Below are 12,999 nucleotides of genomic sequence, written 5' to 3' on the forward strand. Positions count from 1 at the left end.
TCGATCTCCACTACGCTGAGCCCACCGAGCGCATCGGAGGGCAGGGATGGAGCCCAACACACTGCTCGACGCCATCCTGGACGAGGCGGGGATATCCCACGCCGGTCTGGCCGCCCACGTCAACGCGGCGGGCCGGGCCCGGGGGCTGGCGTTGCGCTACGAACACACCGCCGTCGCCCGCTGGTTGAAGGGTCAGCGCCCGCGCGGTCAGGTGCCCGACCTGATCTGCGAGGTCCTCGGCGAGCGGCTGCACCGCGCGCTGACCCTCGACGACATCGGGCTCGGCACCCCCGGCACCCCGCGGGTGCCCGGCACCCCGCTGTCCGGCTTCGTCGAGCGCGCCACCGCCCTGTGGCGCTCCGACGAGCAGCAGCGGGAGCACATCGTGCGCGCCCCCGCGGTCACCGGCACCCCCGCCGTCATCCCCGTGTGGGAGTGGGAGAACCCGCCCGAGGACGCCGACGTCTCCCGGCGCGGACTGACCCGGGTCTCGGCCGACGACATCGAGATGCTCCGCGCGGCCCGCGCCCACTACGAGCAGATGTACCGCAAGGCCGGGGGCATCGCGACCCGCGTCCGCGTCGTCGGTTTCCTCAACTCCGAGGCGGCGCCGCTGCTGCGCGGCGCCTACTCGGATGCCACCGGGCGCCAGCTGCACCGCGCCACCGGCGGCCTGGTGGCCGTCGCGGGCATCTGCGCCTACGACTCCGATGCGCACGGACTCGCCCAGCGCTACTTCCACCAGGCCCTGCGGCTGGCCAAGGCCAGCGGGGACCGGGGCCTGGGCGCGTATGTGATAGCCCTCCTCGTCAACCAGTCGCTCTTCATGGGGGAGTACCGGCAGGCCGTCGCCTTCGCCGAATCCGCGCTCCGCGCCGCCGGCGCGCAGCTGACCCCGGCGCTCGCCGCCGACCTCTACGCCATGCAGGCCAAGGCATACGCCCGGCTCGGCGACGGCCAGGGCGCGCTCGGCTGCATCCGGCGCGCCGAAGCGGCCGCCGAACGCATCCACCGTGGCCAGGAGCCCGCCGAAACCGGCTACGTCCAGCCCGGCCTGGTGAACGTACAGGTGGCGGAGGCGCTGCTGAGCCTCGGCGACCTCGGACCCGCCCGTGAGCATGCGGACCGGGCCGTCGACACCCCCGCGCACGACCGGGGCCGTGTCCACCGGCTCGCCATGCTCACGCACATCGAGCTGCGTCAGGGAGACGCGGACAAGGCGGTGGCCACCGCACGGGAGATGACCGAGCAGGCGAGAGGCATGGAATCGCAGCGCTTACGGGACCGGCTCCGTGCGGTGCGCGAGCACCTGATCGAGAGTGGGTGCGCGGCCACGGCCGAGGCCGCCGAGATGATCGACGGGGCGCTGCGCGTGCCCTTGTGAGGAGTGTCGTGAGGACAGCGCCCGGGAGGTGGCCACCTCGGCGGAAGGTGGCAGACACGTGCGTTGGAAGAATCTCAAGGAACTGACGGTCTACGAGAACCGCTGGTTCCAAGTCAATCTCGCGGATGTCGAACTCCCCGACGGCCGTCACCTCGACCACTTCCTCATCAGGCTGCGGCCCGTCGCCGTGGCCACGGTGGTCAACGCGGCCAACGAGGTGCTGCTGCTCTGGCGGCACCGTTTCATCACCGACAACTGGGGCTGGGAGCTGGCCGCGGGCGTCGTCGAGGACGGCGAGGACATCGCCTTCGCGGCGGCCCGCGAGATGGAGGAGGAGACCGGCTGGCGGCCGGGGCCGCTCAAGCACCTGATGTCCGTCGAGCCGTCCAACGGCCTCACCGACGCCCGGCACCACATCTACTGGTCGGATGAGGCGGAGTACATCGGTGACCCGGAGGACGGCTTCGAGTCGGACCGGCGCGAGTGGGTGCCGCTGAAGCTGGTGCCCGACCTGATCGCCCGCGGCGAGGTGCCGGCCGCCAACATGGCGGCGGCGCTGCTGCTCCTGCACCACATCCGGCTCGGCTGACGGGCCCGGAGGACAGGGCGCGCTCACCGTCCCGAGGCCTGCCAGACGGCGACCGCGAGGCCGGCCAGGCCGGTGAGCGCGGCAAGTGACGCCAAGGGCCATTTGCCGTGCTCCAGGGCCCGCAACCGCTCCTCGACCTCGGTGAGGTCGCGCTCGGCCTGGTCGCTGCGCTGGGTGAGGAGGGCGAGGTGGCCGTCGATGCGGACGACGCCGACGTCGAGGCTGCGCCTGAGCTCCGCGAGCTCGGCCGCCTTCGCGGCGTGCTCGGGATGGATGGTCACGGTCCGTACCCCTTCCGGAAGAATCTCCGCGTGTTTGCGTAACGAGGCGAGTCAACCGCGTGGGCGGGCGGGGCGGGAGCGTGTGCGGAGGGTATCTGCGGGTCAGTGGCGCACACCCCGTGCGAACGACGGCCCCCGGCGCGGAAGAGCGCCGGGGGCCGGTCGGGGAAAAGCAGGTCAGTAGGTGTAGAAACCCGACCCGGTCTTGCGGCCGAGGCGGCCTGCGTCGACCATCCGCTGCAGCAGCGGGGGAGCGGCGTACAGCGGTTCCTTGTACTCCGCGTACATGCTGTCGGCGACCGAGGCGACCGTGTCGAGGCCGATCAGGTCGGCGAGCTTGAGCGGGCCCATGGGGTGGGCGCAGCCCATCTCCATGCCGTTGTCGATGTCCTCGCGGCTGGCGATGCCCGACTCGAACATCCGGATGGCGGAGAGCAGGTAGGGGATCAGCAGGGCGTTGACGACGAAGCCGGAGCGGTCCTGGGCCCGGATGGCGTGCTTGCCCAGGACCTTGCCGACCAGCGCCTGGGCGCGCTTGATCGTCTCCTCGCCGGTGGTGAGCGCCGGGATCAGCTCGACGAGCTCCTGCACCGGGGCCGGGTTGAAGAAGTGGATGCCGATGACCCGGTCCGGGCGGGAGGTCGCCACGGCCAGCTTCACCAGCGGGATGGAAGAGGTGTTGGAGGCCAGGATGGCGTCCGGGCGGGTGACCACCTGGTCGAGCACCTGGAAGATCTCGGTCTTGACCTGCTCGTTCTCGACGACCGCCTCGATGACCAGGTCCCGGTCGGCGAATTCGCCGAGGTCCGTGGTGAAGCTCAGGCGCGCCAGGGTCGCATCGCGCTCCTCCTCGGTCATCTTGCCGCGCTCGGCGGCCTTGCCCAGGGAGTTGGTCAGCCGGGTGCGGCCCAGCTCCAGGGCCTCACCGGTGGTCTCCGCGACCTTGACGTCCAGGCCGGAGCGGGCGCACACCTCCGCGATGCCCGCGCCCATCTGGCCGCAGCCCACCACCCCGACGCGTGCCACGTCTGCCACAGTGTCCGTCACATCGTGCCTTTCGCTGATCTTCGTCGACCGGCGGGAGGCCGAAGGTCGTCCGGCTGCCGCCTTGGGAAAAGACGTTACTCCGCGCGGCGGGGTGCCCGGCGGGCCGGGGCGGGCATGCTGTGCGCAGACGGTGCACCCGTTGCGACGGGACGACAGCGAGAGGGGGCCCGCATATGGGGCGTATGGGTCGAAGGTCGTTCACCGTGGCCTCCGTGGCCTCCGTGGCGGGTGTGCTGGCCACCGGTGAAGCGGCCGCGCAGACAGTGGCCGAAAAAGGCGCCCATGACCGGAAGCGAGAATTCCGCGGCATGTGGGCGGCCACGGTGGTCAACGTCGACTGGCCCTCACGACCGGGCCTGCCCCCCGATCGGCAACGCGCCGAGCTGCTCGGGCTGTTCGACACCGCCGTGGCCCGCCGGCTCAACGCCGTGCTGCTGCAGATCCGCCCGACGGCGGACGCCTTCTGGCCCTCGCCGTACGAGCCCTGGTCGGAGTACCTGACCGGCACTCAGGGGCGCTCGCCCGGCTGGGATCCGCTGGCCTTCGCGGTGCGCGAGGCCCACCGGCGCCGGCTGCAGCTGCACGGCTGGTTCAACCCGTACCGGGTGGCCAATCACACTGACCCCACGCGGCTCACCCCGACCCACCCGGCGCGCAGACACCCGGACTGGGTGCTGCCCTACGGCGGCAAGCTCTACTACAACCCCGGCCTGCCCCAGGTCCGTCGCTTCGTCCAGGACGCCATCCTGGACGCCGTCCGGCGCTACGACCTCGACGGCGTGCACTTCGACGACTACTTCTACCCCTACCCCGTCGCCGGGCAGACCTTCGACGACACCGCGGCCTACGAGCGCTACGGCAAGGGCTTCCCCGACCGCGCGGCATGGCGGCGCGACAACATCGACCTTCTGGTGAGGGAGACGGGGGAGCGCATCAAGAGGTGCAGACGGGAGGTGCGGTTCGGCATCAGCCCGTTCGCCGTCTGGCGCAACGCCGACACCGACCCCCGCGGCTCGGACACCCGGGCCGGGGTGCAGACCTACGACGACCTGTACGCCGACACCCGCAAGTGGGCCCGCGAGGGATGGATCGACTACATCGTCCCGCAGTGCTACTGGCACCTCGGCTTCGCCCCGGCCGACTACGCCAAGCTGGTGCCCTGGTGGGCACAGACGGTCCACGGCACGAAGACGCAGCTCTACATCGGTGAAGCCCTCTACCGCGCGGGCGATCCGGCACAGCCCTCCCCCTGGCAGGACCCCGCCGAGCTCTCGCGGCACCTCACGCTCTGCCACGAGCACCCGGAGGTCCTGGGGAATGTCTATTTCTCGGCCAAGCAGGTGGTCGCGGACCCCATCGGGGCGATGGCGCGCGTGGTGAAGGACCACTACCCCCACCGCGCACGCCCGCCGCGCTGAGCCGTGCGGCCACCGGGGCCGCTATGCGTTGCCGGTGGCCTTGCGGTGGTCCACCACGGAGTCGGGGCCGGGAGACATGACCGTCTCGTGGCCGTTCTCCGCACGGACACGGTACGGCGGTGTGCCGTTGGGGCCCAGCACCTCCACGATCTCCACGACGTGGTCCTCCTTGCCGACCACTCTGCCGTGCACAACCAACCGGTCGCCCTTGCTCGCATGCATCGACGGTGACCCTTCCGTTCGAGAGGGGACAGGTGCCTCGGACGCTCCCAGCCTAGGGTGACCGCCGGTATATGGCACGCGCAACGTACGAGCCCTATGCCCGCTGGGTCACCCCGATGCAGACCAGCACGGCCACGGCCGCCAGCGGCGCCGCCGGCGTCAGGTGCTCGCCCAGCAGCGCCACCGACCAGACGAGGGTGAGCAGCGGCTGCGCGAGCTGGAGCTGGCTCGCCTTGGCGATGCCGATCGCGCCCATCCCGCGGTACCACACCCATAGGCTCAGGAACTGGGCCGCGCCCAGCCACAGCATCCCCGCCGTCATCCGTCCGCCCAGGTGGACGGGCTCGACGGACAGGGCCACGGCCGCCCCGGCCAGGGCCAGGGGCAGGCAGAGCACCAGCGCCCAGCCGATGATCTGCCAGCCCGGCAGCTCGCGCGCCAGCTTGCCGCCCTCGGCGTAGCCCGCCGCGCAGATCAGCAGGGCGCCCAGCAGGTACAGGTCGCTCAGGCCGGGCCGGCCGCCGCTCTGCTGCACGGCGAAGACGACGACCACGGCGGCCCCGGTTAGTGCCGCGGCCCAGAACCGCCCGGAGTGCCGGGTGCGGGTGCGCACCGCCGCATACGCGGCCGTGGTCAGCGGCAGCAGGCCCACGACCACGGCGGCGTGCGAGGTCGAGGAGGTCTGCAGGGCGAGGGTGGTGAGCAGGGGAAAGCCGACGACGGTTCCGGCGGCCACCGCCAGCAGGCCGCCCAGATGCCGCCGCGCCGGAGGGGAGACCCGCCGGTCGAGCAGGCACCCGCCCGCGATCAGCCCGCCGAGTACGGCCCGGCACGCGGTCACCGACCAGGGGCCGAGCCCGTCCAGGGCCCACACGGTCGCCGGGAAGGTCAGCGAGAACATCGCCACGGCGAGCGCCGCGAGCAGGACTCCGCCGCTTACTGCTATCGCCACGCGGCCGGTAGCGCTATCTTGTGCTGTCATGCACGAGCGTAACAGCGTCGCCGAACTGGCTCTCACCCTGCGGAGCGAGCTCAACCGCTACTCTCCGGGTGAGAAGCTGCCGTCCAGTCGGGCACTGGTCGAGCGGTTCAGGGTCAGCCCCGTCACCGTCTCGCGGGCGCTGGCGACCCTGGCGGCCGAGGGCCTGGTCGTGACCCGCCCCGGCGCCGGGGCCTTCCGTGCCGAGCCGCACCCCGCTTCCGCACCGCCCGGCGACACCTCCTGGCAGCAGGTCGCGCTCAGCGCCGAGGCCGGCGAGGAGGCGGTGCCCCGGTCCGTGGACGCCGCCGGAGTGATCGCGAGCCTCGCCGGGCCGCCGCCCGGCGTCATCGAGCTCAGCGGCGGCTACCTCCACCCCTCCCTCCAGCCCGAACGCGCCCTGGCGGCCGCCCTCGCCCGGGCCGGCCGGCGCCCCGGCGCCTGGGAGCGCCCGCCCCTGGAGGGCGTGGCCGAGCTGCGCTCCTGGTTCGCCCGCGAGATCGGCGGCCCGACGGGCTCCGTCACCCCCTCCGGGGTCCTGGTCACCGCGGGCGGACAGAGCGCACTCACCACCGCGCTGCGCGCCCTCGCCCCGCCCGGCGCGCCCGTGCTCGTCGAATCGCCCACCTATCCCGGCGTGATCGCCGCCGCCCGCGCCTCGGGGCTGCGGCCCGTGCCCGTGCCCGTCGACGCCCAGGGCGTACGGACCGATCTGCTCGCCGAGGCGTTCCGGGCCGGCCGGGCGCGGGTCTTCGTCTGCCAGCCGCTCTTCCACAATCCGACCGGCTCCGTCCTCGCCGAGGACCGCCGCCGAGAGGTGCTGCGCATCGCCCGCGAGGCGGGGGCCTTCGTCGTCGAGGACGATTTCGCGCGCCGTCTCGCACACGAGGATGCGCCGCCGCTGCCGCCCACGCTCGCCTCCGAGGACGCCGACGGCGTGGTCGTCCACGTCTGTTCGCTGACGAAGTTCACCTCGCCCAGCCTGCGGGTGGGCGCCCTCGCCGCCCGTGGCCCGGTTCTCGACCGGCTGCGGGCCATCCAGGTCGTGGACAGCTTCTTCGTGCCCCGGCCGCTGCAGGAGACCGCGGTCGAACTCGTCGGCTCGCCCGCCTGGCCGCGCCACCGCCGCGCCCTCGCCGCCGAGCTGCGCGTGCGCCGAGAGGCGCTGCTTGCGGCGCTCGGCCGCGAACTGCCCGGATCCGAGGTGGCGTACGTGCCGCCGGGCGGCTTCCACGTGTGGGTGCGGCTGCCCGACGGCACGGACGAATCCGCCCTCGCGGCGGCCACCCTGCGCGCGGGCGTCCTGGTCACGCCCGGCCGCCCCTTCTACCCCGCGGAGCCCGCGGCGCCGCACCTGCGCCTGTGCTTCGCCGCCGCCGCGGGGGTGGCGGAACTGAGGGAGGGCGTACGGCGGTTGGGTGCGGTGATGCGCGAGGTGTGACGGTCCCCGGCCTCAGCCACCGGCCGCGGCCCGCGCCGCGGCCCGGCGCAGCCACGCATGGGCCGGATCCGCATCCAGCCGTGCATGCCAGGCCATCCCCATCGGCACCTGCGGCAGCGACAGTGGAATCTCCAGCACCGCCAGCGGCATGACCTCGGCAGCCCGTGCCCCCACCGGTGCCGGCACCAACGCCAGGGCATCCGAGTGCAGAGCGAGGAAGCACGCCGTCATCTGCGTGGGCACCGTCGCCAGCACGTTCCGCCGCAGGCCGAGCTCCGCGAGGCGCTCGTCGACCACGCTGTGGAAGCGCCCCCGCCGCGAGACGGTGATGTGCGCGGCCGCCGCGAACCCCTCCACAGTCAACGGCCCTTGCGCGTGCGGGGAATCCGCGCGGCAGACGGCCGCATAGCCGTGCGGGGGCAGCTCCAGGCTCCGTACGTCGTGCGGGAGCTCCGGAAGATGGCCGATGTCCAGGTCGACGCGGTCGCGCAGGTCGGCGGGGTCCTCCTCGCACTCGGGCAGGATCCGCAGCCGGATGCCGGGCGCCTCACGCGCGATGCGGCCCGTCAGCTCCGGCCCGATGACGACGGCCAGGCCGTCGTTGGTGCGCACGGTGAACTGCCGTGCCACGGAGGCGATGTCGAGCGGCTGCGCCGGCTGCAGTGCGGCCAGCGCGCCGATGAGCGCCGCCTCCACCTGCGGACGGAGCTCCAAGGCCCGTGGGGTGAGGGCGAGTCCGCGCCCGGCCGGCACGAGGAGCGGATCCCCCAGCACCCGCCGCAGTCGGCCGAGCGTACGGCTCATCGCGGAGGCGGAGACGCTCATCTCGGCAGCCGCGCCCGTCACACTCCCCTCGCGCAGCAGGGCGTTGAGGGCCGGGAGCAGATTCATGTCCGGTAGCTGCATGCGGTCATAGTTGCATGCGGATCAAGGCTGGTATGACCACTCGGACCTTGTGGTCAACTGTCCCGGGCCCGAGGATGAGAGACATGATCGACGCCAAGCAACGCAACGTCGCGCTCCTGGTCGCGGGCTGCTTTTTTATGGAAAACCTGGACGGCACCATCGTGTCGACCGCCGCCCCGAGCATGGGCGCGGCCCTGGGCGTGGCCCCCGCCGCGATCGGCCTGGTCGTCACCGCCTACCTGGTGACGCTGGCCGTGCTGATACCCCTCAGCGGCTGGCTGACCGCCCGCTTCGGGGCGCGGCGGGTGTTCCTCACCGCCATCACCGTCTTCACCCTTGCCTCGCTCGCCTGCGCCCTGAGCGAGAACCTCGGGCAGCTGGTCGCCATGCGGGTGCTGCAGGGCGCGGGCGGTGCGATGATGGTGCCCGTCGGCCGGCTGATGGTCGTGGCGAAGGCGGAGAAGCCCGACATCCCGCGGCTCGTGTCGTACGTGGTCTGGCCGGCCCTCGCCGCCCCCGTCATCGCGCCGCTGCTCGGCGGCCTCATCACCACCTACGCCGACTGGCGCTGGATGTTCCTCGTCAACCTCCCGCTGGGGGCGGTGGCCTTCGCCGTCGCCTGGCGGCTCGTGCAGGCCGGGCCGGAGGCCGGCCGTCCGCCGCGCCTGGACTGGTGGGGCGTCGCCCTCACCTCCACCGGCCTCGGCGCCCTGACCTGGACCGCCCATCTGCTGTCCGCCGCAGGCGCGGCCTGGGGCCCGGCGGCCGCCACCGGTGCGCTGTCCGTCCTCCTGCTGGCGGCGGCGGCCCGTCATCTGCTGCGCACCGAGCAGCCGTTGGCCGACCTCCGAACGCTGAAGGTGGCCACCTTCAGGGCGTCGGTGTCCGGCGGTTCGCTGTTCTGGATCGTGGTGGCGGCTGTTCCCTTCCTGCTGCCGCTGCTGTTCCAGGAGGCCTTCGGCTGGAGCGCGGTGGAGTCCGGCACGGTGGTGCTCTTCGTCTTCGTGGGCAACATCGGCATCAAGCCCGCCACCAACCGGCTGCTCGACCGCTACGGCTTCCGTCCGCTGCTGCTGGCCGCCACCGCCGGGGTGGCGGCGACCACGCTGCTGTGCGGCTTCCTCACCGCGTCGACGCCGGTTGCCGCGATCGTCGTCCTCGCCGTCGTCAGCGGCGCCGCGCGCTCGCTGGGGCTGACCTGCTACCAGGTCATCGCCTTCGCCGACATGCCCCAGGAGCGCATGCGCCACGCCAACACCCTGCAGTCCACCGCCCAGCAGGCCGCGGCGGGCCTCGGCGTGGTGGCCGCCACGGTCGCCCTCCGCCTCGGCGGCCCCCTCGGCGACGCGCTGCCGGGCCGGCCCGGCGCGACCACCGCCTACCACGTGGCATTCGGCCTGCTCGCGCTCGTATCGCTGGGCGCCCTGGCCGGAGCCCTGCGGCTGCACCCGGCCGCGGGCGACGCGGTCCGCCGCCCGGCGGCGCCCAAGCAGCCCGCCCCGGCCGGGCGGTAGCGGTCAGGACGGCGGCAGGTGCCGGGCGAAGAAGGAGTGCACCCGGCGGCGCACCTCGGGCACCGCCACGGCCGGGGAGGCCGCGCCGACCAGAGCGTTCCGGTCGGCGGCGGGCATCAGTCCGGCGGCCTGCAACTGGGGTGCGAGCGCCGCGTAGTCGGTGAACACCCAGTGCGCGGCGTCGCGGATCCTCTCCCGGCGCGCGCATCCCCGCGGGTGGGCGAGCAGCGGGGTCCAGGACCGCTCCAGCTCCTCCCGGTGCGTGAAGCCGTCGCTGCCCAGCAGAAGCAGCGGCCGGCCCGCCCCGTACCGGGCCACCGGGAACAACTCCCCGGGCCGGCCGGGTGTTTGCGGAGTGTGGTCCAGATAGCCCTCCATGTTGACCGCCGCGCGGATGCGACCGTCCTCGTACAGCGCCTCGGCCGCGGTGGTGCCGCCCGCCGAATGGCCGTAGACGCCCACCCGTCGCATGTCCAGCGCGAGGCCCAGGCCCTCGGGCAGCGCGCGGCCCTTCGCATCCGGGTTCCGGCCCGCCGCCAGGGCCTCCAAAGAGTCCAGTACGAAACGGACGTCGGCGATCCGGGTGGTGATCGCGGTGTCGAAGCGGTGCGCATCCATGCGGGGGTCCCCGCGGAAGACGGTCGTACGGACCTTCTCCCGCCCCTGCATCGTGCCGGGGAAGTCCACCTCGCTCGCGTCGCCCGGGTGGTCGACGGTCACCACGATCCAGCCGTGGCTGGCCAGTTCACCGGCGAGCCCGGTGCCCATGGTGCGCGGGTCGCCGCCGCCGGGGCTGTACACCAGCACCGGCCGCCGCACGGTCTGTGCGGGGGCGCCCGTGTGCACGTACGTCAGGGTGGACCCCCAGTTCACGCCCTTGTCCGGCAGGTGGTGGAAGACGACGTCCACGTCCCGGAAGGCCTTCGCGGCGCCCTCGGTCAGCTGCGGTGCGAGGGGGTGGCCGTGGACGGTGCGGGCCGGATAGCAGACCGTGATCATCACCTCCCGGACGGGGATCGCCTCCCACGGGTCGCGCCGCTTGTGGTCGACGAGATACAGCGTGGCGGCCCCGACCGGGTGCGGGCCGCTCGGCGCGGGCAGCCGCAGGGTGAGCCCGTCCGCGGCCCGGGCCCGCGCGGTGCCCAGCGGTCCCGCGAGCACGAGCCCGGCGGCGAGTACGGACGAGGCGAGGAAGGTCCGCCGGTCCGTACCGACGGTCTTACGGATCAAGGAAGAGGTCATGCCGTGCATGCTGGCGCCCGGCGGCCGGTACGGGCGATGGTTGAGGCCCAGCCCGAAACGATGGCGCAGCGCCACCGGGGAGAGCAGTGATCCGCATCCGCCTGACGGCCGCCGACTTCGCCCGGGTGCGCTTCGCGTCCAGGCCGGCCCCGTTGCAAGAGCTCAACACCGCCCTCGGCATGATGGTCCGTCACGACGAGGAGCTGTTCTTCGGCAGGTGGCGACGGCGCGTGCTGCGCTGTCTGCCCGCTGCCGTCGAGCCGCTGGCCGACCTCGTCCCCGCCGGGCGGGCGCCCGGATTCCTCGACGTGACCGACGACAGCCTGGGGGAGGGGCTCGACACCGTCCGGTCCTGGCACCCCGACCGGGTCCGCTCCGAGATCGAGCGCGTCTACGCCGGCCACCCCGCGCCGCCCCCGCCGTGGATCCGCGGCCTGCACCGGGGCGATGCCGAGGCCTGGCGCCTCCTGTGCCGCGCCCAGCAGGCGGCCTTCGACACGATCGTGGGCCCCGTATGGCCCGTCGTACAGGACCTGCACCACCGGGAGTTCGCCCGCCGGGCCGTGGCCGTGGCCGAGCAGGGCATCGGTGCCGTGCTCGCCGGGCTCGTCCCCGGCGGCCGACTGCGGGGGGACGTCTGGGAGTTCGCGGGGCCCGGCGGCCTGGAGATCGAGCCGGGCGGCCGGGGCGTGCTCCTCCTGCCCGCCTTCCACTGGACCGGCCACCCCCTCATATCCGACCTGCCCAGCCGCCCCCTGGTCGTGACCTACCCGGCCGGTACGGGCCTTCCGCCCGCACCGGCCGGGCCGGGCGGCGCGGAGGACGCACTGGCCGCGGTGCTCGGCCGCACGCGCTTCGAGATCCTGCTTCTGCTGGCCGAGGAGCACACCACCGGCGACCTGGCGCGGCGCCTGCGCGTCAGCAACGCCACCGTCTCTGCCCACACGGCCGCACTGCGCGGTGCGGGCCTGGTCACCACGGCCCGCGCCGGACGCGCGGTGCTGCACCGGCGCACCGCCCTGAGCGCCTTGCTGGTGCAGCGCCGTACGGGCCCCGCCTCACGGGCCAGGTGAGTGGCACCCCTCGGTCAGCCGTCGAGATCCTCCACTTCGAGCCGGCCCAGCCGCTCGGGGTCGGCCAGGATGTCGATGGCCGTGACCTTGCCGTCGGTGACCGTGAAGCCCAGGACCGCCACCGGCCGCCCGTCCACGGTCGTGACGATGCCCGCCGCACCGTTGACGAGCGCGGGCCGGGCGGATTGCGAAACGCGCTGGAAGGTGAGCGCCTGCCCGGCCACCGCGGCCGCACCGCGCACCACCTTGGCCGCGGCCTCGCCCCCGGTGTCGGCGCGCAGCACGACGTCCGGGTCGAGCACGGCGACGAGCGCGTCGAAGTCGCCGTCCCGGGCCGCGGCGAGGAAGGCGTCGACGGCCTTCCGCTGACGGGTGAGATCGGCGTCGGGCACCGTGGCCGCCCCCTGCACCCGGCGGCGCGCCCGGCTGGCCAGCTGCCGGGCCGCGGCCGGGGTGCGCCCCACCATCGGGGCGATCTCGTCGAAGGGCACCGCGAACATGTCGTGCAGGACGTACGCGAGCCGCTCCGCGGGGCCCAGCGTCTGCACCACCACGAGCAGCGCCAGGCCGACCGAGTCGGCCAGCATCGCCTGGTGTTCGGGATCGATGGCCTCCACATGGCCGACGAGCGGATCGGGCACCCGTACGTCCAGCGGCTCCTCACCGCGCGAGGTGCGCGACCGCAGCATGTCGAGGCACACCCGGCCGACGACGGTCGTCAGCCAGCCGCCCAGGTTCTCGATGCCGTCGCTGTCGCTGCGCACCAGGCGCAGCCACGCTTCCTGCACCGCGTCGTCCGCCTCGGCCAGCGAGCCGAGCATGCGGTAGGCCACCGCCCGGAGATGGGTGCGGTGGGTCTCGAAGCACTCCGCCAGAAAATCTTTCTCGTCCATCGGTCACATT

The 12,999-nt window shown here is 73.4% G+C and carries 13 protein-coding genes; 6 read left to right on the top strand and 7 right to left on the bottom strand.

What is annotated here, in order from left to right; all coding sequences use genetic code 11:
* Positions 1 to 46 precede the first annotated feature (46 nt).
* Together FHS39_RS20360 and FHS39_RS20365 are read left to right on the top strand one after the other, a co-directional pair.
* Positions 47 to 1,384 (top strand): tetratricopeptide repeat protein, encoded by a 1,338-nt coding sequence (locus FHS39_RS20360; protein ID WP_184350795.1) that lies wholly within the window; start codon positions 47 to 49, stop codon positions 1,382 to 1,384.
* A 58-nt stretch (positions 1,385 to 1,442) separates the two neighbouring features.
* Positions 1,443 to 1,973, top strand: a complete 531-nt coding sequence (locus FHS39_RS20365) for an NUDIX domain-containing protein (RefSeq protein WP_184350796.1) — start codon at positions 1,443 to 1,445, stop codon at positions 1,971 to 1,973.
* Between the two features lie 23 nt (positions 1,974 to 1,996).
* Here the strand turns inward: FHS39_RS20365 and FHS39_RS20370 are convergent, their stop codons facing one another.
* Entirely contained in the window at positions 1,997 to 2,254 is a 258-nt protein-coding gene (locus FHS39_RS20370) for a hypothetical protein (protein ID WP_184350797.1), read from the bottom strand.
* Positions 2,255 to 2,431: 177 nt separating this feature from the next.
* The gene (locus FHS39_RS20375; RefSeq protein ID WP_184350798.1) at positions 2,432 to 3,289 is read right to left on the bottom strand and encodes a 3-hydroxybutyryl-CoA dehydrogenase; all 858 of its coding nucleotides are present in this window, start codon (positions 3,287 to 3,289) and stop codon (positions 2,432 to 2,434) included.
* Positions 3,290 to 3,474: 185 nt separating this feature from the next.
* Here FHS39_RS20375 and FHS39_RS20380 point away from each other — a divergent pair, with 185 nt between their 5' ends.
* Entirely contained in the window at positions 3,475 to 4,719 is a 1,245-nt protein-coding gene (locus FHS39_RS20380) for a glycoside hydrolase family 10-like protein (RefSeq protein WP_184350799.1), read from the top strand.
* A 21-nt stretch (positions 4,720 to 4,740) separates the two neighbouring features.
* Here FHS39_RS20380 and FHS39_RS20385 read toward each other — a convergent pair whose 3' ends face one another.
* Positions 4,741 to 4,941, bottom strand: a complete 201-nt coding sequence (locus FHS39_RS20385; RefSeq protein ID WP_184350800.1) for a DUF1918 domain-containing protein — start codon at positions 4,939 to 4,941, stop codon at positions 4,741 to 4,743.
* A 94-nt stretch (positions 4,942 to 5,035) separates the two neighbouring features.
* Positions 5,036 to 5,923: a DMT family transporter gene (locus FHS39_RS20390; RefSeq protein ID WP_184350801.1), complete on the bottom strand. Its 888-nt coding sequence runs from the start codon at positions 5,921 to 5,923 to the stop codon at positions 5,036 to 5,038.
* Between FHS39_RS20390 and FHS39_RS20395 the strand changes: the two genes are divergently transcribed.
* A complete protein-coding gene (locus FHS39_RS20395; protein ID WP_184350802.1) occupies positions 5,922 to 7,361 on the top strand; it encodes an aminotransferase-like domain-containing protein in 1,440 nt (479 codons plus the stop codon). The two genes, FHS39_RS20390 and FHS39_RS20395, sit on opposite strands and share 2 nt — an antisense overlap.
* A gap of 12 nt (positions 7,362 to 7,373) precedes the next feature.
* Here the strand turns inward: FHS39_RS20395 and FHS39_RS20400 are convergent, their stop codons facing one another.
* Positions 7,374 to 8,267: a LysR family transcriptional regulator gene (locus tag FHS39_RS20400; RefSeq protein WP_184350803.1), complete on the bottom strand. Its 894-nt coding sequence runs from the start codon at positions 8,265 to 8,267 to the stop codon at positions 7,374 to 7,376.
* 83 nt (positions 8,268 to 8,350) lie between these two features.
* Here FHS39_RS20400 and FHS39_RS20405 point away from each other — a divergent pair, with 83 nt between their 5' ends.
* Positions 8,351 to 9,781 (top strand): MFS transporter, encoded by a 1,431-nt coding sequence (locus FHS39_RS20405; protein ID WP_184350806.1) that lies wholly within the window; start codon positions 8,351 to 8,353, stop codon positions 9,779 to 9,781.
* Positions 9,782 to 9,784: 3 nt separating this feature from the next.
* On the opposite strand, the gene FHS39_RS20410 is transcribed toward FHS39_RS20405, so the two are convergent.
* Positions 9,785 to 11,023, bottom strand: a complete 1,239-nt coding sequence (locus FHS39_RS20410) for an alpha/beta hydrolase (protein ID WP_184350807.1) — start codon at positions 11,021 to 11,023, stop codon at positions 9,785 to 9,787.
* Between the two features lie 86 nt (positions 11,024 to 11,109).
* Between FHS39_RS20410 and FHS39_RS20415 the strand changes: the two genes are divergently transcribed.
* Positions 11,110 to 12,096, top strand: a complete 987-nt coding sequence (locus FHS39_RS20415; RefSeq protein ID WP_184350809.1) for an ArsR family transcriptional regulator — start codon at positions 11,110 to 11,112, stop codon at positions 12,094 to 12,096.
* Between the two features lie 14 nt (positions 12,097 to 12,110).
* Here the strand turns inward: FHS39_RS20415 and FHS39_RS20420 are convergent, their stop codons facing one another.
* Positions 12,111 to 12,989, bottom strand: a complete 879-nt coding sequence (locus FHS39_RS20420) for a sigma-70 family RNA polymerase sigma factor (RefSeq protein ID WP_184350811.1) — start codon at positions 12,987 to 12,989, stop codon at positions 12,111 to 12,113.
* Positions 12,990 to 12,999 lie beyond the last annotated feature (10 nt).

This window comes from Streptomyces olivoverticillatus, from assembly GCF_014203555.1.
GTDB classification, from domain to species: domain Bacteria; phylum Actinomycetota; class Actinomycetes; order Streptomycetales; family Streptomycetaceae; genus Streptomyces; species Streptomyces olivoverticillatus.

Excerpts from the sequence above, each read along its gene's own strand:
- FHS39_RS20360 (WP_184350795.1), top strand. The coding sequence starts at position 47 with ATGGAGCCCAACACACTGCTCGACGCCATCCTGGACGAGGCGGGGATA.
- FHS39_RS20380 (WP_184350799.1), top strand. The coding sequence starts at position 3,475 with ATGGGGCGTATGGGTCGAAGGTCGTTCACCGTGGCCTCCGTGGCCTCC.
- FHS39_RS20385 (WP_184350800.1), bottom strand. The coding sequence starts at position 4,941 with ATGCATGCGAGCAAGGGCGACCGGTTGGTTGTGCACGGCAGAGTGGTC.
- FHS39_RS20395 (WP_184350802.1), top strand. The coding sequence starts at position 5,922 with ATGCACGAGCGTAACAGCGTCGCCGAACTGGCTCTCACCCTGCGGAGC.
- FHS39_RS20390 (WP_184350801.1), bottom strand. The coding sequence starts at position 5,923 with ATGACAGCACAAGATAGCGCTACCGGCCGCGTGGCGATAGCAGTAAGC.
- FHS39_RS20400 (WP_184350803.1), bottom strand. The coding sequence starts at position 8,267 with ATGCAGCTACCGGACATGAATCTGCTCCCGGCCCTCAACGCCCTGCTG.
- FHS39_RS20405 (WP_184350806.1), top strand. The coding sequence starts at position 8,351 with ATGATCGACGCCAAGCAACGCAACGTCGCGCTCCTGGTCGCGGGCTGC.
- FHS39_RS20410 (WP_184350807.1), bottom strand. The coding sequence starts at position 11,023 with ATGACCTCTTCCTTGATCCGTAAGACCGTCGGTACGGACCGGCGGACC.
- FHS39_RS20420 (WP_184350811.1), bottom strand. The coding sequence starts at position 12,989 with ATGGACGAGAAAGATTTTCTGGCGGAGTGCTTCGAGACCCACCGCACC.